We start from the raw sequence: 20382 nt of genomic DNA, 5'->3' as shown, positions 1-20382 counted from the left end.
CTCTCCGCCGCGGCCGCCCCACACACACAGCGGCGCGATCGTCAACCTAGAAGCTGAGGGAGAGGGTCCGGAGCCCGGCGCGGGTGAGGTGCGTGCTGACGGAGAGCCCGGAGTAGTCGGGAATGTGGTGCACACCGTCCGGTAGGTCGCCGGCATTGGGCCCGACCGCGACGGTCCGGATACCGGCGGCGAGGCCCGCGGCGATGCCCGCCGGGGCGTCCTCGAACACCAGCGCGTCGTCCGGGTGCACCCCCAGCAGGGCGGCCGCCCGAAGGTATCCCTCAGGGTGCGGCTTGCCCCGGGCCACGTCCTCGGACGTGACCGAGGCCGCCGGCACGCCGATGCCCGCGGCAGCCATCCGGACCTCCGCCAGGTCCCGGGAAGCACTCGTCACCAGCGACGGCATCCGGCGGGAGGACCGCCAGCAGTTCCACTGCGCCCGGCACCGGGACAATGCCGCGCGTCTCGGCCAGCTCCATCCGGCCGAGTTCGGCCGCCAGGGCATGGACGTCGGCGCCGGCCGGGGCGAACCTGCGCACCGTGTCCATCGCCTGGACCCCGTGGGAGGAGCGCAGGATTTCCCCGATATCCAGGCCGTAGCGGCCGGCGAAAGTGGTCCACACCCGCTCCACGATGCTGGTGGAATCCACCAGGGTGCCGTCCATGTCGAACAGGACGGCGCGGGCGGTCAGGGTCGTGGCACGGCGCGGGCGAGGAAGGGTCATGGCTCCATCCTGCCTCATACCCGCACACCCCTGCCGTGCACCCGGAGCAGGCTCCGCCCGCGCTTCGGCGGGATTAGCCGTTGGGCCGGCCTGGGATGTACTGCACGGCCCACTTGTTGCCGTCCGGGTCGGCGAAGTAGAGGAAGTGGCCCCAGTCCTGGACGTCGATGTCGCTGACGTCCACGCCGTTGTCCTTGAGCTGCCGGTGCGCGGCCTCGATGTCGCCGACCACGAGCTGCAGGCTCGGGGCCGTACCGGGCGGGGCGTCGTTGAGGCCCTCCCCGATCGCAATCGAGCAGCCGGAGCCCGGCGGCGTCAGCTGGACAAACCGGATGCCGTCCATGGGCCGCTCGTCGTAGTCGGCGTTGAAGCCCACCTTGTTGACGTAGAAATCCTTGGCCCGGTCAATATCGGACACGGGGACAAACACGAGTTCAAGTTTCCAGTCCATGGCGGACAGGCTAGCGCGGGCCGCGGCGATGCGGAAGGCATCCCCGGCGTTGCGCTTGAGCGCTCCTAGCCGGCGACGCCGTACAGGCGGTCTCCCGCGTCGCCGAGGCCGGGCACGATGTAGGACTTCTCGTTCAGCTTCTCGTCGATCGAGGCCAGGACGATTGTCACGTTGGCGTCGGACAGCTCCTCTTCCAGCTTGGCCAGGCCCTCGGGGGCCGCGAGGAGGCAGATGCACGTGACGTCGGAAGCACCGCGCTTGAAGAGGAACTTGATGGCCTCGCGCAGGGTTCCGCCGGTGGCCAGCATGGGATCGAGGACGAAGATCTGGCGGTCCGTGAGGTCTTCCGGGAGGCGCTCGGCGTACGTGATGATGTCCAGCGTTTCTTCATCGCGGGCCATACCCAGGAAGCCGACCTCGGCGGTGGGGACCAGTTTGGTCATGCCCTCGAGCATGCCGAGTCCGGCGCGGAGAATCGGGACCACCAGCGGGGTGGGCTTGGTGAAGGCGGTGCCGACGGTGGTGCTGACGGGCGTCTCGATGGTCACCGGTTCGGTGCGGACGTCACGCGTGGCCTCGTAGGCGAGGAGCGTGACGAGCTCCTCGGTGAGCTGGCGGAACACCGGGGACGGGGTGTTCTTGTCCCGCAGAACGGTGAGCTTATGGGCGACCAGCGGGTGGTCCACAACGAGAGTGCGCATGGGTCAAAACTATCACCCGGGAGGCGAGGACCGTCCCGCGGGGCCGGGAGTCTCGGCGTCGCTCGCGCCGGCCGGAGACGTGCCGCTGGCAGTGCCGCCGGCGGCGCCCTCATGCAGGTGGGCGGGGTGCTCAAAGGTCGGCGCGGGGCCCGCGTGTTCGCGGTGCCGGAGCCCGTGGAAGAGCCGGTGGGCCAGGATCACGATCCCCACCCAGGCCAGTCCCAGCACCCACCCGAAGATCACATCGGTCATCCAGTGGTGGCCCAGAAAGACCCGGCTGAGGCCCATTGCGACGATGAAGATCACACCCGCGGTGATCAGGGCGATCCGGGCGCTGGTCCGCTTGATCTGCAGGCAGGCCAGGTACACCACGAGCGCGATCACGACCGTGGTGTTCAGCGTGTGCCCGCTCGGGAACGACGGCGAGTTCTCGAAGGGCGGCACGGCGTCGGCGTGGTCCGGGCGGGTACGGCCGATCAGTTTCTTGCCCAGGGAGGTCGCCGTGATGGAGACGGCGGCGGCCCCGCCGATCAGGATCAGCGGCCGCCAGCTGCGGGAGGTATAAATCAGGAGCGCGGTCAGGATGCTGGCCAGGATGGGCATGCCGATGCCGCCGCCGATGTTGGTGAACCCGGTGACGAAGGCGTCCAAGCCGGGGTTGCGCAAATGCTCCATGAACGCCAGTGCCGGCTTGTCCAGGTTTGCGAGGCCGGCGCTGTCCACCACGTTGTCGTAGACCTCGGCGCTGAACAGCGCCAGAATCACCACCGCCACGCCGCCGATCAGCATGGTGATCCACAGCGCAGCGTAGGGCACCACCCACTTGCCCCAGCGCCGCGTCAGCCAGTTCTCTGTTTCCGTGACCACTGCTGTCTCCCGAACACTTGACGATCTAAACCCGTGGGCTGCACAGCCGTGCTGAACAGCATGCTTAGGGTCGAAACTATCATTGACCCATGACTTCCCCGGAGCCCCGCCATGCCCAATGGATGAGCCTTGCCCTGGCCGAGGCCCGGAATGCCCTGGCCACCGAGGACGTGCCGATCGGCGCCGTCGTGATAGGTCCGGACGGTTCGGTGCTGGGCGCCGGCCGGAATGAACGCGAGGCCCTTGGGGACCCGACGGCCCATGCCGAGATGGTCGCCATCCGGGAGGCCGCCGCCCGGTTGCGGGCGCGCCGGGCCTTGGAAGGCGGGGGCGACGACGGCTGGCGGCTGGAAGACTGCACCCTGGTGGTCACCCTGGAGCCCTGTGCGATGTGCGCCGGAGCGATCGTCCTGGCCAGGATTCCGCGGGTGGTGTTCGGCGCCTGGGACGAGAAGGCCGGGGCCGCGGGGTCCGTGTTCGACATCCTCCGCGAGCGCCGGCTCAACCATTGGGTGGAAGTCTATGCAGGCGTCCGGGAGCAGGAATGCGCCGCGCTCCTGCGGGAGTTCTTCGCCGGACACCGCGCCTGATCCGTTCCGGCTAGCCCGAAGCGCCGCCGCCGGCGCTGCCGGTGGCGGCCGCCGCCGCCGTTTCCGCCGCCGAGGCTGCTGCCGATGCCGCGAGCGCGTCGATCCGCTTCTGCCGGGAGGCCGGCGAGTCGAGGCTGAAGGCCCGGAAATCACCGAGGTCCTCGCGGATCCAGGCCTCCACCTCGGCGATCCGCTGCGTCACGGCGGGCGTGGCGCCGTGGAACAGCCACGGCACGATCCGCTCCTTGGCCGGTTCGTACTGCCAGAGCCCGATGATCCTGCCGCGGTCCAGGATGGGGTGGTCCGGGAGGTCCGCCTGCAGCGCGAGCGACTCCAGCGCCGGCTTGTCCCGGTCTTCCTCGGCGAGCAGGTCCGCCGCGTTCCGGCGCAGCAGGAACAGCGAGTCCGTGCCGGCGAGCAGCTGGATCTGTTCCCCTGCGGGTTCCTCGAAGGCGGCGAGCCGGCCGACGTCGTCGGGCAGCATCCACAGCGCGTCGCCCCCGGCGGCGGCCTGTGCCTCTCTCCCGCCGGTGGACTGCGCGGTGGGCACCTCGACGGCGCCGACGGCGGCGAGCGCCGCTTTGGTCTGCGCCACGGTGAACGCCGTGAACCACTGCGATTGTTTGAAGGTGGCGCCGCCGGTCCAGCCCAGGTAGCGGCGGATCAGCTCGGTACGCGCGTCGCCGTCGTCGAGGCCGCTCGGCGGGAGGCCCCAGGGCTCGTAGGCGTAGCGCTGCTGGTCCAGGCGCCCGTTCGCGGGGACCCGGCGGATCCGGCCGTCGGACTGCAGGATCCCCAAGGCGGTGGGCAGCGTGGTGGTGGCGCCCTTCTTCTTGCCTTCCTCGCCGAGGTTGCGCACGGAATCGCCGAGCTCGTCCTTGAGCTGCCGCGGATCCATCGGTCCCTCCGCTTCGGCAAGGGTGTGGATCACCTGCTCTTCCAGCAGCGTGATTTCGCCGCGGTCCACGCCGAGTCTGCCCACCACCCTGAAGGCCGAGTCGGCCGCGTCCCGGCCCAGCTGCAGGGCCCAGGCGAAGTCGTCCCGGCCCAGGACGTAGGTGCAGCCGCGGGCCGCGGGAAGCTCAAGGATCCGGTGGGCGACGACGTCGGCGTCCACCTGCTCGCGGCGGATGCCGGCGCGAGCGAAGAGCGTGAGGTACGGGTTGGCGCCGCCGACGGACCGGGCCCAGCCTGCCCGGGCGAACACCTGCTCCGCCGTACGGCCGGCCAGCGAGCCGTCCAGGCCCTGCCGGTGCCAGGCCCACGCCCGGAGCCGTTCCGGGGTCAGGCTCTGTGGTTCCGGCAGGGTGGCGGGCGCGTTGGTCGACCCCGGGTGCGTCGTCACAGGCAGGTTGCTCATGGGCTCATTCTCCAACAGCTTCCCCGTCAGCGGTATCAAGAAGGGGAATCAACCCGCACTGTCCGTTTTCCCCGAGTCTGCAGTCCCGGTCGCCAGAGACTCCAAGACGGTCCGCGCGGTGGCGTCCCAGCCGGGCAGCCGGCCGCGTGCCGCCGCGGCCGCATCCCGCCAGCGTTGCCTCAGTCCGGGCTCGCTCAACCAGCGCCGGAGCAGGTCCGCTAGCGGGGCCGGGTCCGTCCCGAGGCCGACGGCGGCGCCAGGCAGCTCAGACTCCGGCAGGTCAGACTCCGGCACCTCGTCCGGCGGCGGCCCGAACGGGCCGCCGTGAAGGGTGTCTTTGAGGGTGCCGGCGGCGAGCGCCTCGACGGCGCCGGTGCCCTCACGCACCAGAACGGGAACGCCGCGGGCCAGGGACTCCGTGACCACCAGGCCATAGGTTTCGGCCCGGGAAATCAACAGGCTGAGGTCGGCCGCACCCCATTCGGCGTCCAGCGCCGGGCCGCGGAGCTCGCCCGGAATGCTGAGCCGCCGGGTCAAGCCCAGCCCGTCCACCTCCGCCCGGAGTTGCGCGGCATAGGCCGGATCGGCGGTGTCGGAGCCGATGAGGGACGCCGTCCAGGGCAGGTCCGTGAGGCGGGAAAGCGCGGCCAGCAGGAGCATCTGGTCCTTGTTCGGCAGCAGCGCGGCCACGGCGATGAAGTGCGGCACGCCGGAGCCCGCGGACAGGCTGCCCGCCGCCAGGGCGGCCGGTGCAGTACCGGGGAGGGCCACCCTGATGCCGTCCAGGCCGTGCCGGGCGCGGATGCCCGCCGCGGCCGAACGGCTGATGCAGATGACCCCGGCCGCGGCCTGCAGGGCCCGGCGTTCGCGCTCCGGATGCTCCGGCAAAGGCATGTGCAGCAGAACCCACACCCGTTGTCCGGCGGCGGCGGCCGCCTCCAGCTCGTCGGGCGCGCCGCATGCGAGGAGGCTGTCCACCAGCGTCACGGAGCCCGGCGTCGCAGTGCAAAGGAGCCGGGCCAGGCGCCGGCGGTCCCGGGCGCTGCCGCCCGGCCAGGCGCCGTCGAGCGGGCAGGTTTCCACGTCGGCGCCGAGGGCCGTGAGTTCGGCGGCGAGCGCGGCGTTGTAGACGTTCCCGCCGGAGTTGTGCCGGACGTTCCCGGGCACAACGAACCGGATGCGCAGGCTGGCCGGCGGCATCTGCGGCGCTTAGCTGGCCTCGAAGTCCAGCGAGTAACTGGCCCACGCGTCGGGGGTCTCCCGCAGGGTAACGTCCAGCCCGGTGAGCGCGCGGCCGTCCCTGCCGACGCGGATCTGCGCGGCGACGGCGTCCCCGATGTACCGGGCCAGGGCCTCGGTGGTGCTCAGCTTGCCGGCGAAGTCGGGGTGCTCGTCGAGGTTCTTGTAGTTCAGATCGTCAAGGATCTGGTCCACGGTGTCCCCTGCCGCGCCGATGTCCAGCACGATCGCGTCGTCATTGAGCCGACGACGGCGGAACGTCACCTCGGTGACGAAGGTGGCCCCGTGCAGGCCCTGGGCCGGGCCGAAGACTTCGCGGGGAAGGCTGTGGGCGATCATGAAGTTGCGGCGGACGGTAAGACTGAACACGGGCTACCTCGTGGCTTCGGTGGGCTGGACGGTGGATGGGGATTCTGCGGATTGGGCTTCGCCGGACGGGTATTCGATTACGTGGCACAGCGCGTCCAGGGTCCCGTCGGCGAGCCGCTGGACGACGCCGGGAAGCTCCGCGAACGTGGAGGCTCCCGTGAGGAAGACGTCAAAGACCGGGTCCTGCAACAGGGACACGGCGAGCGCGAGGCGTTGGGCGTTGGTGCGGCGGTGCCGGCGGGCGCGGGCCACCATCCCGACTTGGCTGGCCCGGATGGACAGGCGGCGGGCGTGGAAGTCCTCCCCCAGCGGCAGCGTGACGCTCCGGTCGGCGTACCAGGACATTTCGATGATGTCGCCCTCGTCCCCCACCAGCCGCAGGCTCCGCTGCAGGCCTTCCTGCGAGGCAGAGCAATGGATCACGATGTCACAGTCCGCCAGGGCGTCGTCGGGGTGGCTGAAGTCGACCCCGAGGGCGTCCGCGAACGCGCGTTTGGCGGGGTCGACGTCGATCAGCTGCAACCGCTCCAGGGGAAAACCGGCGAGGAGCTTGGCCACCATGCCGCCAACGAGTCCGGCGCCGATCACGGCAACCCTGTCGCCCAGGAGGGGTCCGGCCTCCCAGAGGCCGTTGACGGCGGTTTCCACCGTGCCGGTGAGCACCGCGCGGCGGGCCGGGACGCCGTCGGGGATCACCGTGAGTGACCCGACCGGAACCACGAAGCGGTCCTGGTGCGGGTAGAGGCAGAAAACGCGCTTGCCAACCCAGCCGTCAGGGCCGTCCTCGACCACGCCCACGGTGAGATAGCCGAACTTCACCGGGTACGGAAAGTCGCCCTCCTGGTTGGGGGCGGCCATGGCTCCGGCGACGCACGCCGGGACGCTGGCGTGATGGACCACGAGCTCGGTGCCCTTGCTGATGCCCGAATACAGGGTCCGGACGAGTGCCTCGCCGGGGCCGGGGGCGGACAGGTCCTCGCTGCGGAGCTCGCCCTGCTCCGGGCCGACGGTCCAGTAGGCGGTGGCGTGCCGAACAGACACGGCGGGTCCTTGAGAAGTAGTCATGGTGCTCCCGAATCTAGTGCCCTGCCGGGTCCCGGGGAAGGGCGCCGCGCGCAGGCAACGGGTTTGTTCGGCTGCTGGTGCGGCTCGTTTTGTCGATGGGCGCCTTGCTCCGGTACCCTAGTCAGGTTGGTGACGTGTCCGAGCGGCCGAAGGTGCAACACTCGAAATGTTGTTTGGTGTAAAAGCCAACGTGGGTTCAAATCCCACCGTCACCGCCACGTAGCGAGGCCCCTGCTTCCCTTTGTTTACAAGGGAAACAGGGGCCTTTGCTTTGCCCGGGGCTGGCACGTTGGCAAAGAATTGGCAAAATTTAGCTAGGGCACTCGTGGCCAGCCACCAGTCGTGAAGGCCCCGCAACGGGTTGCCTTCCAGGGCTGGCGCTCACAGGCGATGGCCGGGCCCTGTGAACCAAGGATCCTTCCTGCGACGACTTCGTCATGGGCCCGCGCACCGGAGTCGCCTCGCTGTACCGGCGCCGCATGGACCACATCGACCCGAGCCTGGACCGGTTCAACGCTTTGGGCACCCCGGTGTACGTCGCCGACCATGCTCTGCAGATCGCTTCCCATGCCCTGCAAATCGCTTCCACCAAGCACGCCTCGTTCGCGTACCGGGAGCACTTTCGCTCCATCCGGTGCGTAACAGGTCGCGTAGTTTCCCGCGCTCACGTGGTTGTAGGGGCCGACCTCTGAGAACTTGATCCGGTGCGTGCTCTTGTACCGCACCTGAAGGAAAAATCCACGCTCACTCCTGAAAACAAAGGCCGCCATCGATGACGCCGTCACGTTGCTGCGGCAGTTCCCTGCGGCAGCCCCGCCACCCGAAGCCACCGGAGGGCGCCGCATGCTGCCGCTGACACCCATCAGACGGTAGGGGCACTCGCTGTCCAAGAATCCGACACGTGGTCGGTGAGTTGGCTGTCAGACCGGGTCCGCAGGCCAGGTCTGCCGCTGTGCTGACGGTATGCGCACGGGCAGCGCATCAATCTTGGTTAAGGCCCGGTGCGCGGCCACGAGCAGCATGAAGAACCCCAGCAGGCCGAGCAACGCCCCGAAAATCGACAGACTAACAAACACGGTGATCAAGCCTCTGTCGTTCCTCGCAGCAGACAAAGCTACGAAGAGTAGCCCGGCATAGCTCAGAAGCGGGCCCCCAAGGAACAACGAAATCCCGGCCACGAAGACCCCGGCTGAACGTTTGAATTCCACTTTTCCCCCTGATTTGCACGACTGACTTCGCAAGAGTACAGCCCCTGCGGGGCTTCAAGACCAACCAACTCGACAGCCCGTGGCTGTCGTTATGGTGCTACGTATGAGGGCAGCGCCGGACGCACCATGCCGCGCCCTCCAACGCTTCGAGGCACCCCAACTGCCTGTCAGGAGCCCGGCATCACGCGTCGCGGCCGCCAGGCCCTGAAGCATCTGCGAAAAAGAGTCTTCTCCGTCTTGTCGATCCGGCACCTGCCGTTCGAGGAGACAGTAGAAGGACGCGCCGCCGGCAGCCGATGCTGGTCATTGTCCTCGCCGCGCACCCGGGCAATGCGTATCAAGAACCCCTGCCAGGGCTTACCTCGGCTTTCCCCGGGTGCTAGCGATTCTCCACCGTTGGCAATGGGAGGTGGACTATCTTCGGGATGTCCTTGTACGAGTCCATCTCCGCGGTAATCGCCTTCATCGCTGCCCTTGGTGGCCTGATCGCGGTCTTCTTCGTCGGCGCCCTAGTCCGACAGGGTGCGCAAAATACAAAGGAAGCCACGGAAGCCCGGCAGAGAGAGTAGGACCTGCGGCGGCGCGAATCAAGCATGCAGTTTTACACGATGGCTCTGGAAAGCCGCCAATCACTGAAGACAAGGCTCCCCCGGACAGGGATGCAGAAGTAATCGCCTGAGCTCAGGGCCAGCATCCAAGAAAAGCGGTCGCTCATTCGAGCTGCGAGAGGTCCATCCGCGCTGGTTGAGACCGCGACAAGCTGTGCCGCCAGTTCCAGCAACGAAGCCCTTGCCTGATCTGCGTTCTCCGACATCAGCATCAGGGACCCACCGTCGCGACGGGTGAACCGAACAGGGTGATCAGCCGCAGCCGCAAAAACTTCAACGGAGGCTCGGCTTAGCTCCGAGGAATAGAACGTCGTTCGGGATTTGGTTGCTGAGCTCATGGACCAGGACTAACACAGCACGTGTTCTGAAGTTCAGGCCGGCCGCCTCCTCGTGTGCCGCACCGTCGTACGACATCAACGCCCACAACATAACGGTCATTATGTTGTGGATTGACTGCGCATTCTCGGCCGAACAAGCGGCCAGCAGCCTGGTCGGCGTTTGCACGACGACCCGCCGGTATCGGAACCTGCGCCGACAGGGTTCTGCCGGCGGGTGCCGCGGGAGGATGGGCTCACCTCCATCGAGACTAACGTCGCCTCATACTCCCGTACTAGATCCGAAGTGCCCCCTTGTGCAGTGGCGAACGTCATGGAAAAGTGCGCCCATGACCGAATCCGATGCCGAAGTGGCGCGCATCCTCAGCACAATTCCAGTTCGTGCGTCTCGCCAAATGACCGCCACTGAGTATCAGGTGCGCGTGGCCGAGGTCCTCAACCTTTTGGACATCGAAGCGGTGGGCGACGAAACGGGCGTGTATTACGGAGAGGAGGGCGTTGAGCTGGAAGATCAGCCCTTAGAAGCGGCCGTCCGCATACTCATTGGGAGGCGATTCGGCATCCCGGAAGCTCTACGGTAGGGGTCCTTCGGATCTAGTGTCGCGTTCCTGGGTCTTCGACCAGACGAAGGGGTGGCATTCGTCGTTCCAGTCGTCACACCGGTCCTGAATCAAACTGCCACACTCATCTGGCCTGGGCCATAGGGGTTCCGCCAGGTTCAACCCCGCAGTTATACACACTTCTACGGGGTTCTAGGGTTTTCCCTAGACGCCCCTAGAACAGTGTATATGTGGCAATAGTTGGGGACAGGGAGTGTCTCAGGGCGGTGCATTGTTGGGGGTACACCGAAAATGCACGAGTCCCGTTCGGTGGTGTATCCGGCCTTTCTCGCCCCAGCCGTTGAGGCCGCCTGCGCCGGCAGGACGCCCGACGCGCTGCTTTGGGGGGACGGCATAAATTACTTCCGCCCCGGCAATCCCCTCAGCTGCTGGTTTGGTGCGGCCAGGAAGCGCGCCTAGGCGAAGGACCCGACATTGCCCAGTGTGACCCCTCACGACCTCCGGCATACAGCCGCATCGTTGGCCATCAGCGCCGGCGCCAACATCAAAGTCCTCCAGCGGATGCTCGGACACGCCTCCGCGCGATGACGCTGGACCGCTATGCCGACCTGTCCGAAGATGATCTGGACACCGTGGCCGGGGCACTCGATGCGGCCCGTCGCGATCAACTGTTTGGCAAGGAATTGGCAAAGGAATCGCTGTGAAACGACGTGCGCAGCCGTGAAAGAGCGTGACCATTTGCACCGCTTCACGTTGGAATATCACGGTCTTTTGACTATTTTCATGTAACAGCGCGGCCGTCCACATGGGTTCAAGTCCCACCGTAACGCCGCACTTACAAACCGGCCCGTACGCCCGGGTGAGGAGACCGTCGGGGGCCAGTCGGCCGAGGCATTGGCGAGGATGCCATCACCTGCTAGGATCCGCAGAATCCCCACACGACCGCATGCCGGTCGCAATCACTCAGGAGGTTCGCGGTGCCGGACACAACCTGTCACATGTCGATCTCGCTGGATGGCTTCGTCGCCGGGCCGGACCAGAGCCGCGAGAACCCTCTGGGCAAGCGGGGGCTGGAGCTGCACCGCTGGCACATCGGCGACCCGCGAGCCAACGATGTCGACAAGGTCTCGAAGGAGTGGCTCATGCGCCCGCGGGGCGCGTATGTGATGGGTCGGAACATGTTCGGCCCGATCCGCGGGGACTGGGACGAGGAATGGTCCGGGTGGTGGGGAGCCGAACCGCCTTACCACGCGCCGGTATTCGTACTGACCCATCACGCACATGACCCGATCCAGATGGAGGGCGGGACGACCTTCCACTTCGTCACCGAGGGCTTCGACGCGGCCTACGCCGCAGCGTGCCAGGCCGCCGGGGACAAAGGCGTGGACATCGCCGGTGGGGCCTCCACCGTCCGACAGGCACTGATCGCCGGCGTGATCGACGAGCTAACCCTCGACATCGCACCGGTCCTGCTCGGTTCGGGCGAGCGCATTTTCGACGGCGTTGAATCCTTCGGCTTCGAACCGGTCGAGGTGCTTCACTCACCGCTGGCCACCCACATCCGCTATCGCCGCGTCAGTTAACTCGGTAGGCGTTGCTCGAATAACGAACTACATCCATGCATGAAAATGCTCCCCGGGAGTTGGAACTGAGTTTCTCAGTCCAACTTCCGGGGAGCATGTGACTTTCGACACCGGGTACTACTTGTCGGCGTGGCCGTGGCCGCCGGAGTGACCGTGGGCGGCGGAGTGACCGTGGGCGGCGGCCCGGGCCGGTGCCGGAGCTGCGGGAGCTACTGCGGCAGGTGCCGCCGGAGCGGGCTGCGCGGCTTCTTCACCGTGGTCGCCGCTGTGGCGGTGCGCCGCAGCATTCGCCTGGCCCGCGGCGCGGTGCTCGGCGGCGTTCTCGTGGGCCCAGGCGCTGTTGCCCGGCGCAGCCGGCTTGCCCCTCTCCGGCGCGTCAGGTGCCTCCGGCGCCTCGGACGGTTCGGACGGCTCTGCCGGCTCTTCCGTGGCCGGGGCGGTAGCTGTCGGCTCGGGGGCAGGTTCGACCGGATCAGCTGACGCAGTCGGGTCGGACGTAGGAGTGTCGGTGGCTGTCGGGACCGGCGTGGGGTCCGTCGCGGGCGCCGTCGGGTCCGAGGTCGGGGTGTCCGTAGCCGTCGGAGCCGGCGTAGGGTCCGCGGGCGCCGTCGGGTCGGAGGTCGGGGTGTCCGTGGCGGTCGGGGCCGGTGAGACCGTGGACGACGGGTCGGTGGGCGTGTCGGTTGCGGTGGTCGCCATGGCGGCGCCTGCGCCCCCGGTGACGACGACGGATGCTACGACGACTGCCTTGCCAGTGGTGCCGAGGGCGCCGAGCCAGCTGAATATTCCTGCCATGTGTGATGGGCCTTCCAGGAGAGGTGCGTGAATGTGACAGGCCGCCCCCACGGCCATCCGCGCGCCACACTACCCAAGTGACGGGAGTACTTCAGTCCATTTAAGGGATGCTGAGCCGATCCTTGGCAGTTCCTGCGCTTGGGGTCGCTGGCGACGCTTCCTGGCTGATCAGACGGAACCGGCCGGGCCCGCTTGGGCGCCAGGTCTTAGCCGGTTGGGCCAGCTTCGGAGTCGAAGCGCGGAGTGCCTGCGGGCGGCCGCCACTGCTGGACCAGCCAGCGTTCGGGCCCGTCCACCAGTCCGTCGGCCTCAGCCCGAGCGATCGAAAGGGGCGATCCACGCTGGACGAGCCTTGCCAAACCGGAAGTGCACCAGGCCGGCTGTGGGCGACGTGGCGAGACCCCACAGCCGGAGCCCTCGGGCTGTCAGTAGTTGTAGCGGGGCGCCTCTGTCGTTTGCGCCGAGGCTGCACGGGCTTGCAGTCGCAAGGGCAACGCATCGATTTTGACCAAGGCGCGGTACACCGCCACAAGAATCATGATGTAGCCCGCGAGCATGATTAGGAAGCCAAGGACTGCCACCATCGCACTGATAACCACGGCCCCACGATTCGGTTCTCCGGTGTAAAGCGCCGAGAGGTTCGGAGCTGCGACGACACCCCCAAGAAGAGTGATGATTGGGCCGCCAATGGCCATAAAAACTCCGGCTTTGAAGAGTCCTGCTGATCGCTCGAACTGCACTGATTCCCCCATCTGATTTTGATGAACGTGGACAGACTACAGCCCCGTTGCACAACAAAAGAGTGACCGAAATGGCGGGTCCGAAAGAATGGCGTGAACGTCGCATCCGCCGCGCACGAACCGCTACAGGATGGACAACGGCAGCGGCGGCACGGCGAGGTTTCCGGCAAGCGCGCGCAGCGGCTCAGGCCCCTCCCTCGAGTTGCTCCATCTCCAGACACGCGTCTTCATAGGAAATGTCGCCGTTCCGGAAGGCGTGCTCGAGTTCCTTGGCCTTGCGTCGCGAATAGGGCGTGCTCAGTGTTCCCGTGAGTCCGGCCTCGAGGTAGTCGAGCCGGGAGTGCGGCTGCTCGCCCCGGGCGCTCTGAAGTCGGCGGATCGTGGGGTGGAACCAGCTGCCGGGGTGCAGCAATCGATGTGCATAGGCTATGGGATCGACTAGGTACATGCTTCCATGGTTCAACTCCCCCCTGAGAAGTCAATGAGTATCCTCTGCGCGGTCGGGGCAAGCGGCGCGTTCCCGGAGAGTGCCATAGCCACCAACCGCCAACCAGTGCGGCTCTGCTTCCCTTTGATTGCAGGGGAAGCAGAGCACACTCGCCGGCCTAACCGCGTACGATCACGACGTCCAGGGTCCGCGGGCCATGGACGCCTTCGACGCGTTCGAGTTCGATGTCGCTCGTCGCGCTCGGGCCGCTGATCCAGGTCTGCGGCCGGGTGGCATCGAGCCGGCGGAGGGCTTCGGGCAGGATCGCGGTGATGTCCGCGGCTCTGACCAGGCAGATGTGCCGGTCCGGGACGAGGCTGATGATCCGGCGGCCCTGGTCCGGGCTTGCGTCCAAGACGATGGTGCCGGTTTCGGCGACCGCCACGGCGCTGCCGGTGACGACGGCGTCCACACTGTCCAGGTCCTCGACGCTGAGCCGGCGCCCGGGAGCGTCAATGACGCGGCGGCCGGAACCGCCGTCGTGCATGTCCGCCTCCGCGAACAGTGACTCGGGGAGGCCGTGCGGCACGACGTAGCGGCCGGTGCCGTCGAGCAGCGCGGCGAGCCGCTGCGGCACCGCCGCGGCATCCTCAACGAAAACGTTCGCCTTGTAGTCGATGAGCCGGTCCGTCAGCAGCTCGAGGAGCTCCACCTCGCCCAGGGTGGAGGAGCGCCGGTAGTCGCGGGGCACCTCGGGGACGGCCGGGGCATCGCGGAGGGCCGAACGGATCCTGTCGAGTATTTCTTCGCGCGCGTTCACTGGGTCTCCTCTGTACCGGCGGATCCTGTGCCGGGGGCCTCTGGACCGGCCAACCCGGGGCCGGGAACCGCTCCCTTGATTGACGCCGACCCGGGGCCCGGGCGCCGGTGCTCCTTGTCCCACCATTGCCGGAACGACTGCGACGGCGGGGCCGGGATGTCACGGCTCTGCGTCCAGCCGGCGGCGATGCCGGGCAGCTTGGTGATTTTCTTATCCGGGCCCGCGGCGAGCCGGCCCAGGGGCAGCGCCTTCTCGACCAGGCCAAGATTCTTTCCGGAGGACAGCACCCAGGACGCCGCCTTCATGCCCAGGTCCATCTGGCTCGGCAGGCGCTTCTTGCCGCGTTTGCTGCCCACGTCCTCGCCGCGCAAGTGCACCAGGATGTCCGGGATGTTGATCTTCACCGGGCAGGCGTCGTAGCAGGCGCCGCACAGCGACGAAGCGTATGGCAGGGAGTTGTTCTCCTCCGCCGTGATCCCGGTCAGCAGCGGGGACAGAATGGCGCCGATCGGCCCCGGGTAGGTGGAGCCGTAGGCGTGCCCGCCGGTGCGTTCGTACACGGGACAGACGTTCATGCAGGCGCTGCAACGGATGCAGTGCAGGGCGGAGCGGCCCATTTCGTCGGCCAGGGCAGCGCTGCGGCCATTGTCCAACAGGACGAGATGGACGTTCTGCGGCCCGTCGTCGGGAGTGACCCCGGTCCACAGCGACGTGTACGGGTTCATCCGCTCCCCGGTGGAGGACCGCGGGAGCAGCTGCATGAAGACTTCCAAGTCCTCACAGGCCGGCAGCAGCTTCTCCACGCCCATGACGGTGATGAGAGTTTCCGGGAGCGTCAGGCACATGCGTCCGTTGCCTTCGGATTCGACGACGGCGAGGGTGCCTGAGTCGGCCAAAGCGAAATTCGCGCCGGACACGGCCACCTTGGCGCTGAGGAACTTGCGGCGCAGGTGTGCCCGGGCGGCTGCGGCGAGCCGGGCCGGTTCGTCGGTCAGGTCCGGGTCCACGCCCTCCATCTCGCGCAGAAAGATGTCCCGGACCTGGCTGCGGTTCTTGTGGATGGCCGGGACCAGGATGTGGCTCGGCTTGTCGTGGTCCAGCTGGACGATGAGCTCGGCAAGGTCGGTCTCGAACGCCGCGATCCCCTGTTCCTCGAGGTACTCGTTGAGGCCGATTTCCTGGGTGGCCATGGACTTGACCTTGACCACCTCGTTGGCGCCCTGGTCCCGGATGAGGGAGGCGACAATGGCGTTGGCTTCGTCGGCGCCGCGGGCCCAGTGGATGGTCCCGCCGCGGGCGGTGAAGTTCGCCTCAAACTGCTCGAGCAGCTCCGGCAGCCGGGCCATGACGGATTCCTTGATCGCCCGGCCGGCCTCGCGCAGTTCCTCCCAGTCGGGGAGCTCGGACACGACGGCCAGCCGCTTGTCCCGGATGGTCCGAGTGGCGTGGCCGAGGTTTGCCCGCAGCTGGGTGTTGCCGAGTTCGCGGTGCGCGGCCTTGGGGAAGGGTTCGTGTTCGTGCAGGTTGCCGATGCCGAAGACGGGCAGGGACGGCATCCCGAGGAATGTGCCGCTCATCGCGCGGTCCTTCCGGTGGTGAGGCGGACGTCGCCGGTGACGGCGGCGGGATTCTCGAAAGTGCTGGCCAGGATCTCCGCGAAGTGCATTGTGGTGACGCCGCTGCCCTGCCGGGACAGCCCGCCGCCGATGTGCATCAGGCAGGACGCGTCGCCGCCGGTGCAGAGGTCGGCGCCGGTGCCGCAGATGTTGGCGGTCTTGTCCGCGAGCATTGCCGAGGACACGTCCGCGTTCTTCATCGAGAAGGTGCCGCCGAAACCGCAGCACTGCTCGGCCTCGGGCAGCTCGGCCACTTCGATGCCGCCGACCGAGCGCAGCAGGTCCAGCTGCCAGTCGCCGAGCCGGAGCAGCCGCATGCCGTGGCAACTCGGGTGGTAGGTGATCCGGTGCGGGAAGTAGGAGCCCAGCTGCGCCGCGGCATCGGTGACGCCGAGGACATCCACCAGCAGCTGGGAGAGCTCGTAGGTTTTGTGTCCGACGGCGTCCGCCCGCGCTTCCAGCCCGGCGTCCCCGCAGCGGCGGGCGACCATGGGGTGCTGATGCTTCACCGAGGCGACGCAGGAACCCGACGGTGCGACGGCGACGTCGTACTCCTCCGCTTCGAAGGCCTTCACGTGGTTAGCGACGACCGGCAGCGCCTCCTTGAAGTAGCCGCTGTTGACGTGCATCTGCCCGCAACAGGCCTGCCCGGCGGGGAAGATGACCTCGTGGCCGAGCCGTTCCAGGATCGACACGGTGGCGCGCGCCGTGTTCGGGTACATGGCGTCCACGATGCACGTGGCAAAGAGCGCGATCCTCACAGGACACCTCCGCTGGTCATGGGGCTGGGGACAGGACGGGTGGCCGGCACGTATTCGGCGGGCTGCTGGGAGGCGCGCACCACGGCGCGCAGCTCCCCCAGCCCGCCGCTGAGCACGCCGGCGGCGCGGGCCTGGACCAGGACGTTGCCCAGCGCCGTGGCTTCCACCGGGCCCGCCAAAACGTGTTTGCCGGTGGCATCGGCGGTGAGCTGGCACAGGAGCCGGTTCTGGGATCCGCCGCCCACAATATGCACGACGCCGGCCCGAAGGTCGGCGAGCCGTTCGGCATCGGCGATGGTCCGGGCGTAGCCGGCGGCGAGGCTGTCCAGGATGCACCGCACGATGTGCGCGGGATGCTCCGGCAGGACCGCGCCCGTGTCGCGGACCGCCGCCCGGATGCGCTCGGGCATGTCGTCGGGGGCGATGAAGCAGGGGTCGTCGGCGTCGATGAGCGGGCCGCCGGCGGGCAGTGTTGCGGCGGCGTCGAGCAGTTCCTCAAGGCCCGGGCGGTAGCCCTCCCCCGCCCAGGCGCGCTGGCACTCGCTGAGCAGCCAGAGGCCGCCGACGTTGCGCAGGTAGCGGATGGTGCCGTCCACGCCGCGTTCGTTGGTGAAGTTCGCGGCCCGGCTGGCCTCGGTCAGGACCGGGTGGGATAGTTCAACGCCGACCAGCGACCAGGTGCCCGAGGAGATATAGGCGAATTTCTCCCCACCACCTCCGGTGCCCGCGGGCACCGCGGCGACGGCCGAGGCGGTGTCGTGCGAGCCCACGGCCACCACGACGGTGCTTCCGGGCAGGCGGGTCCGTTCCGCGATCTCCGGCAGCAGGGTGCCGAGCGTCTCGCCCGGCTGGATCAGCGGGGGGAAGAGGTCCTTCGGCAGGTTCAGGGCGGTAAGGAATTCCGTGGCCCACTCCCCCGCGACCGCGTCGAAGAGCCCGGTGGTGGAGGCGTTGGTGGCCTCGGTGCGGCGCCGGCCCGTCAGCAGGAACCCGATGAGGTCCGGGATGAGCAGCGCCTGCAGCCCCTCCAGTTCGGTCTCGGCGGCGAGCTGGTAGATCGTGTTGAACGGCAGGAACTGCAGCCCCGTGGTGGCGTAGAGGCCGGCCGGGTCGAGTTTCTGGTGGACCTGGGCGACGGCGGCACGGCTGCGGTCATCGCGGTAGCTGAAGGGTGCCCCGACGAGGTCGCCGTCGGCGTTGACCAGGCCGTAGTCCACGGCCCAGGTGTCGATCCCGATGCTGGCGATCCTCTCGCCGCGGGCCGCGGCCGCCGTTGCGGYGGCCGCGAGCCCGGTGAGGACCTCGGCGAACAAAGCGTCGAAGTCCCAGCGGAGGCCGCCGTCGAACTCTTTGACCCCGTTGGGGAAGCGGTGCACCGTCTCCAGCCCGGCCCTCGTCCCACCGGCACTGCCGGCGACCCGGCCCAGGATGACCCGGCCCGAGGAGGCACCAATGTCGATTGCGACAAAAGCACTGCCGGCGAACACCATACTGGCGTCCGTCGCTGAGGGTTCGGTGCTCATCGCAGGAAGGCCGCGGCCACGCCGGCGTCGACGGGTATGTGGAGCCCGGTGGTGTGGGACAGCTCGCTGCCGGTGAGCACGGCGGCGGCGTTGGCCACGTTTTCAGGCAGGACTTCGCGCTTGAGCAGTGTGCGCTGGGCGTAGTACTTGCCCAGTTCCTCTTCCTGCACGCCGTAGACGGCGGCGCGCTTGGCACCCCAGCCGCCAGCGAAGATCCCGGAGCCGCGGACTACGCCGTCGGGGTTGATGCCGTTGACCCGGATCCCGTATTCGCCCAGTTCTGCGGCGAGGAGCCGGACCTGGTGGGCCTGGTCGGCCTTGGTGGCGGAGTAGGCGATGTTGTTCGGGCCGGCGAACACGGAGTTCTTGGAGGAGATGTAGATGATGTCCCCGCCCATCTCCTGGCCGATCATCACCTGCGCGGCGGCCTTGGCCACCAGGAACGAGCCCTTCGCCATGACGTTGTGCTGCAGGTCCCAGTCCTTTTCCGTGGTTTCCAGGAGCGGCTTGGAGATGGAGAGCCCGGCGTTGTTGACCACGAGATCCAGTCCGCCGAAGGCCAGGACGGCGTCCTGGATGGCTGCGGCGATCTGGGCCTCGTCGGTGACGTCGGCCTGGACGCCGATGGCGACGTCGGCGCCGCCGAGTTCCGCGGCGACGGCCCGGGCGTTGTCCAGGTTCAGGTCAGCGATGACCACGCACGCACCGTCGGCGGCGAAGCGGGTAGCGATTGCCTTGCCGATGCCCGACGCCGCCCCGGTCACCAGAGCGATGCGGCCGGCATGGGATTTCGGCTTGGGCATCCGGGCCAGCTTGGCTTCTTCCAGGGCCCAGTATTCGATCCGGAATTTCTCGGATTCCTCGATCGGGGCGTAGCTGGAGACGGCCTCGGCGCCGCGCATGACGTTGATGGCGTTGAGGTAGAACTCCCCCGCCACGCGGGCGGTCTGCTTGTTCGCCCCGAAGGAAAACATGCCCACGCCGGGGACCAGCACGATCGCCGGGTCTGCGCCGCGCAGGGCGGGGCTGTCCGGGGTCGCGTGGCGGTCGTAGTATGCCTGGTAGCCCGCCCGGTAGGCGGTGTGGAGTTCCTTGAGCCGGGCCACGGACTCCTCGACCGAGGCGTCGGCGGGCAGGTCCAGGACCAGGGGCTTGACCTTGGTCCGCAGGAAGTGGTCCGGGCAGGACGTGCCCAAGGCGCCGAGCCGCGGGTGTTCTGCGGCTTCGAGGAAGTCCAGGACGGCGGGGGCGTCGCTGAAGTGCCCCAGCTGCGGCTTGTCCGTGGAGGCCAGGCCGCGGATCACGGGCGCCAGGGCGGCCGCCTTCGCGCGGCGCTCGGTCTCCGGGAGGGCGGCGTAGCCGGGGAGCTTCGGCCCGAACGGTTCGTTCTTGCCGTGGTCCTTGATGTACTGCTCGGCCTGCTCGATGATCCACAGCGAGTTGGCTTCGGTTTCCTCGCTGGTGGCGCCCCAGGCGGTGATGCCGTGGCCGCCCAGGATGGTGCCGACGGCGTGCGGGTTGGCGTCCTTGATGGCGGCGATGTCCAGGCCCAGCTGGAAACCGGGGCGGCGCCACGGCACCCAGGCCACCTTCTCGCCGAAGATCTCCTTGGTGAGCGCCTCGCCGTCGGCGGCCGTGGCAATGGCGATGCCGGAGTCCGGGTGCAGGTGGTCCACGTGCGCGGCGTCGACTAGGCCGTGCATGGCGGTGTCGATCGACGGCACGGCGCCGCCCTTACCGTGCAGGCAGTAATCAAACGCCGCCACCATCTCGTCTTCACGCTCGACGCCCGGGTACACGTTCTTAAGCGCCTGCAGCCGGTCCAGCCGCAGCACGGCCAGGCCGTCGGCCTTCAGCGTGCCCAGATCCCCGCCGGAGCCCTTGACCCACAGGAGCCCGACATCCTCGCCGGTCACGGGATCCTTCTCGGTGCCCTTGGCCGAAGTGTTGCCGCCGGCGAAGTTGGTGTTCCGCTTGTCCGCCCCGAGGCGGTTGGAACGGGAGATCAGCTCTTCAACAGTCTTGTTCTCAGTCATAAC

At 68.0% G+C, this 20382-nt stretch carries 22 protein-coding genes, 1 tRNA gene and 1 pseudogene; 6 read left to right on the top strand and 18 right to left on the bottom strand.

Translation table 11 applies throughout. The features are described 5' to 3' along the window. Window positions 1–46: 46 nt before the first annotated feature. The 4 genes and pseudogenes from AB4Y72_RS09600 to AB4Y72_RS09585 all read right to left on the bottom strand — a co-directional run bounded on the left by AB4Y72_RS09600 (window position 47) and on the right by AB4Y72_RS09585 (window position 2744). A pseudogene (locus AB4Y72_RS09600) lies at window positions 47–743 on the bottom strand (HAD-IA family hydrolase). Window positions 744–798: 55 nt separating this feature from the next. Then, complete coding sequence (locus AB4Y72_RS09595) at window positions 799–1176, bottom strand: VOC family protein (RefSeq protein WP_441425932.1); 378 nt, start codon at window positions 1174–1176, stop codon at window positions 799–801. A gap of 65 nt (window positions 1177–1241) precedes the next feature. After that, on the bottom strand, window positions 1242–1877 hold the full coding sequence (gene upp / locus AB4Y72_RS09590; RefSeq protein WP_441425931.1) for a uracil phosphoribosyltransferase: 636 nt from the start codon (window positions 1875–1877) through the stop codon (window positions 1242–1244). Between the two features lie 12 nt (window positions 1878–1889). Then, window positions 1890–2744, bottom strand: coding sequence for a phosphatase PAP2 family protein (locus tag AB4Y72_RS09585; protein WP_441425930.1), 855 nt, complete (start codon window positions 2742–2744; stop codon window positions 1890–1892). A gap of 89 nt (window positions 2745–2833) precedes the next feature. On the opposite strand from AB4Y72_RS09585, the gene AB4Y72_RS09580 reads away from it, so the two are divergent. Further along, the gene (locus tag AB4Y72_RS09580; protein ID WP_441425929.1) at window positions 2834–3334 is read left to right on the top strand and encodes a nucleoside deaminase; all 501 of its coding nucleotides are present in this window, start codon (window positions 2834–2836) and stop codon (window positions 3332–3334) included. 10 nt (window positions 3335–3344) lie between these two features. Here AB4Y72_RS09580 and AB4Y72_RS09575 read toward each other — a convergent pair whose 3' ends face one another. The 4 genes from AB4Y72_RS09575 to AB4Y72_RS09560 are packed head-to-tail and all read right to left on the bottom strand — an operon-like array spanning window position 3345 to window position 7367. Next, window positions 3345–4694: a DNA glycosylase AlkZ-like family protein gene (locus tag AB4Y72_RS09575; RefSeq protein WP_441425928.1), complete on the bottom strand. Its 1350-nt coding sequence runs from the start codon at window positions 4692–4694 to the stop codon at window positions 3345–3347. 48 nt (window positions 4695–4742) lie between these two features. Further along, window positions 4743–5894 (bottom strand): glycosyltransferase, encoded by a 1152-nt coding sequence (locus AB4Y72_RS09570; protein ID WP_441425927.1) that lies wholly within the window; start codon window positions 5892–5894, stop codon window positions 4743–4745. Between the two features lie 9 nt (window positions 5895–5903). Continuing rightward, window positions 5904–6302: a 6-pyruvoyl trahydropterin synthase family protein gene (locus AB4Y72_RS09565; protein ID WP_441425926.1), complete on the bottom strand. Its 399-nt coding sequence runs from the start codon at window positions 6300–6302 to the stop codon at window positions 5904–5906. Between the two features lie 3 nt (window positions 6303–6305). Continuing rightward, complete coding sequence (locus AB4Y72_RS09560) at window positions 6306–7367, bottom strand: dehydrogenase (RefSeq protein WP_441425925.1); 1062 nt, start codon at window positions 7365–7367, stop codon at window positions 6306–6308. A 128-nt stretch (window positions 7368–7495) separates the two neighbouring features. Between AB4Y72_RS09560 and AB4Y72_RS09555 the strand changes: the two genes are divergently transcribed. Together AB4Y72_RS09555 and AB4Y72_RS09550 are read left to right on the top strand one after the other, a co-directional pair. Further along, window positions 7496–7585: transfer RNA gene (locus AB4Y72_RS09555), tRNA-Ser, on the top strand. Between the two features lie 219 nt (window positions 7586–7804). Next, complete coding sequence (locus AB4Y72_RS09550; protein WP_441425924.1) at window positions 7805–8059, top strand: hypothetical protein; 255 nt, start codon at window positions 7805–7807, stop codon at window positions 8057–8059. Window positions 8060–8287: 228 nt separating this feature from the next. On the opposite strand, the gene AB4Y72_RS09545 is transcribed toward AB4Y72_RS09550, so the two are convergent. Beyond that, window positions 8288–8575: a hypothetical protein gene (locus tag AB4Y72_RS09545; protein WP_441425923.1), complete on the bottom strand. Its 288-nt coding sequence runs from the start codon at window positions 8573–8575 to the stop codon at window positions 8288–8290. A 601-nt stretch (window positions 8576–9176) separates the two neighbouring features. After that, window positions 9177–9521, bottom strand: a complete 345-nt coding sequence (locus tag AB4Y72_RS09540) for a hypothetical protein (protein WP_441425922.1) — start codon at window positions 9519–9521, stop codon at window positions 9177–9179. A 326-nt stretch (window positions 9522–9847) separates the two neighbouring features. Between AB4Y72_RS09540 and AB4Y72_RS09535 the strand changes: the two genes are divergently transcribed. The 3 genes from AB4Y72_RS09535 (at window position 9848) to AB4Y72_RS09525 (ending at window position 11661) form a co-directional block, all read left to right on the top strand. Continuing rightward, entirely contained in the window at window positions 9848–10099 is a 252-nt protein-coding gene (locus AB4Y72_RS09535) for a hypothetical protein (protein WP_441425921.1), read from the top strand. A gap of 462 nt (window positions 10100–10561) precedes the next feature. Beyond that, complete coding sequence (locus AB4Y72_RS09530; RefSeq protein ID WP_441425920.1) at window positions 10562–10666, top strand: tyrosine-type recombinase/integrase; 105 nt, start codon at window positions 10562–10564, stop codon at window positions 10664–10666. A 410-nt stretch (window positions 10667–11076) separates the two neighbouring features. Then, a complete protein-coding gene (locus AB4Y72_RS09525; protein ID WP_441425919.1) occupies window positions 11077–11661 on the top strand; it encodes a dihydrofolate reductase family protein in 585 nt (194 codons plus the stop codon). A gap of 117 nt (window positions 11662–11778) precedes the next feature. On the opposite strand, the gene AB4Y72_RS09520 is transcribed toward AB4Y72_RS09525, so the two are convergent. The 8 genes from AB4Y72_RS09520 to AB4Y72_RS09485 all read right to left on the bottom strand — a co-directional run bounded on the left by AB4Y72_RS09520 (window position 11779) and on the right by AB4Y72_RS09485 (window position 20379). Then, window positions 11779–12456 (bottom strand): hypothetical protein, encoded by a 678-nt coding sequence (locus tag AB4Y72_RS09520; protein WP_441425918.1) that lies wholly within the window; start codon window positions 12454–12456, stop codon window positions 11779–11781. A 425-nt stretch (window positions 12457–12881) separates the two neighbouring features. Further along, on the bottom strand, window positions 12882–13196 hold the full coding sequence (locus tag AB4Y72_RS09515; RefSeq protein WP_441425917.1) for a hypothetical protein: 315 nt from the start codon (window positions 13194–13196) through the stop codon (window positions 12882–12884). A 184-nt stretch (window positions 13197–13380) separates the two neighbouring features. Beyond that, the gene (locus AB4Y72_RS09510) at window positions 13381–13644 is read right to left on the bottom strand and encodes a hypothetical protein (protein WP_441425916.1); all 264 of its coding nucleotides are present in this window, start codon (window positions 13642–13644) and stop codon (window positions 13381–13383) included. A 157-nt stretch (window positions 13645–13801) separates the two neighbouring features. Beyond that, entirely contained in the window at window positions 13802–14443 is a 642-nt protein-coding gene (locus AB4Y72_RS09505; protein ID WP_441425915.1) for a LutC/YkgG family protein, read from the bottom strand. Continuing rightward, complete coding sequence (locus AB4Y72_RS09500) at window positions 14440–16020, bottom strand: LutB/LldF family L-lactate oxidation iron-sulfur protein (protein ID WP_441425914.1); 1581 nt, start codon at window positions 16018–16020, stop codon at window positions 14440–14442. Before AB4Y72_RS09500 ends, AB4Y72_RS09505 begins: the two co-directional genes overlap by 4 nt. Continuing rightward, window positions 16017–16820, bottom strand: a complete 804-nt coding sequence (locus AB4Y72_RS09495; RefSeq protein WP_441425913.1) for a (Fe-S)-binding protein — start codon at window positions 16818–16820, stop codon at window positions 16017–16019. The genes AB4Y72_RS09500 and AB4Y72_RS09495 overlap by 4 nt, the downstream gene beginning before the upstream one ends. Next, the gene (locus AB4Y72_RS09490) at window positions 16817–18343 is read right to left on the bottom strand and encodes a rhamnulokinase (RefSeq protein ID WP_441425912.1); all 1527 of its coding nucleotides are present in this window, start codon (window positions 18341–18343) and stop codon (window positions 16817–16819) included. Before AB4Y72_RS09490 ends, AB4Y72_RS09495 begins: the two co-directional genes overlap by 4 nt. Further along, a complete protein-coding gene (locus AB4Y72_RS09485) occupies window positions 18340–20379 on the bottom strand; it encodes a bifunctional aldolase/short-chain dehydrogenase (RefSeq protein WP_441425911.1) in 2040 nt (679 codons plus the stop codon). The genes AB4Y72_RS09490 and AB4Y72_RS09485 overlap by 4 nt, the downstream gene beginning before the upstream one ends. Between the last annotated feature and the right edge of the window lie 3 nt (window positions 20380–20382).

It is taken from the genome of Arthrobacter sp. YAF34 (genome assembly GCF_052113245.1).
GTDB lineage: Bacteria > Actinomycetota > Actinomycetes > Actinomycetales > Micrococcaceae > Arthrobacter.
The sequence above is the reverse complement of the archived record's forward strand: the minus strand, read 5'-3'. Positions and strand labels throughout refer to the sequence as shown.